The sequence below is a fragment of the Sphaerisporangium corydalis genome, from assembly GCF_025506355.1.
Classification (GTDB): domain Bacteria; phylum Actinomycetota; class Actinomycetes; order Streptosporangiales; family Streptosporangiaceae; genus Sphaerisporangium; species Sphaerisporangium corydalis.
Window position 1 is genome coordinate 1 of the sequence record NZ_JANZYP010000155.1, and the last position, 1261, is coordinate 1261.

1 protein-coding gene is annotated in these 1261 nt (G+C 68.0%); it reads left to right on the forward strand.

What is annotated here, in order from left to right; genetic code table 11:
- Nucleotides 1-125: 125 nt before the first annotated feature.
- Nucleotides 126-1220 carry an IS630 family transposase gene (locus tag NYZ98_RS41305; RefSeq protein ID WP_380708895.1) on the forward strand — a complete coding sequence of 365 codons (1095 nt, stop codon included), beginning with the start codon at nucleotides 126-128 and terminating at the stop codon, nucleotides 1218-1220.
- Nucleotides 1221-1261 lie beyond the last annotated feature (41 nt).

Genomic DNA, 1261 nt, shown 5'->3' on the forward strand with positions numbered 1-1261 from the left:
CTAGTGCTGCGACCGGAAACGATCACCGGGTTCGCGTGTAGCCCGCGGTGCCGATTGGATGTTGTGTACAGGTCCGATCGGTGCGAGGAGGCGCGGTGGCAGAACCGGTCCGGGTACGAAGATTGATGGATCAGGAAGGGCAGAAGCTGCAGCGGATCGTCCGCCGGGGCAGCACCAGCTCGGTGCGTTACCGGCGGGCGATGATCCTGCTGGCCTCGGCTGGAGGTAACGCCGTCCCGGTGATCGCCCGCTTGGTGCAGGCCGATGAGGACACCGTCCGCGATGTCATTCACCGGTTCAACGAGATCGGGCTGGCCTGTCTGGACCCTCGGTGGGCGGGAGGCCGTCCCCGCCTGCTCAGTGACGACGAGGAAGCTTTCGTCGTTGCGACGGCCACCACCCGCCCGAGTCGGCTCGGGCAGCCCTTCACCCGCTGGTCGGTCCGGAAACTCGCCGCCTACCTGCAGACTGTTTCCGGCCGGGCGATCCGGATCGGCCGGGAGGCGTTACGCACTCTGCTCGCCCGCCATGGGGTCACCTTCCAGCGCACCAAGACCTGGAAGGAGTCCACTGACCCCGACTTCGACGCCAAGCTGGACCGCATCGAGTACGCCCTGATGAAGCGCCCGGAGCGGACCTTCGCCTTCGATGAGTTCGGCCCGCTGGGCATTCGCCCTGCCCATGGGTCGGGATGGGCGCGTCGCGGCCGGGTGGAACGGCTGCCGGCCACCTACCGTCGCACCCACGGGATCACCTACTTCCACGGCTGCGATTCGGTCGGCGAGGACGTGCTGTGGGGAATCAACCGGCGCCGTAAGGGCATCGACCACACCTGGGCCGCACTGCGATCGATCCGGGCCGCCCGCCCCGACGGCGCTCCCATCTACGTGATCCTGGACAACCTGTCGGCCCACAAGAACTGGCGCATCCGCACCTGGGCGAACAAGAACAATGTCGAGTTGTGCTTCACCCCGACCTACGCCTCCTGGGCCAACCCGATCGAGGCGCACTTCGGCCCGCTGCGGCAGTTCACCATCGCCGGCTCCGACCATCCCAACCACACGGTCCAGACCCAGGCCCTGCACGCCTACCTGCGCTGGCGCAACGCCAACGCCCGCCACCCCGACGTCCTGGCCGCCCAGCGCCGAGAACGCGCCCGCATCCGCAGCGAGAAACGCATCCGCTGGGGCGGCCGGCCACTCACAGCCGCCGTCGCCTAACGATCGCCCAACCCGGTGATCGTTTCCGGTCACAGCACTAG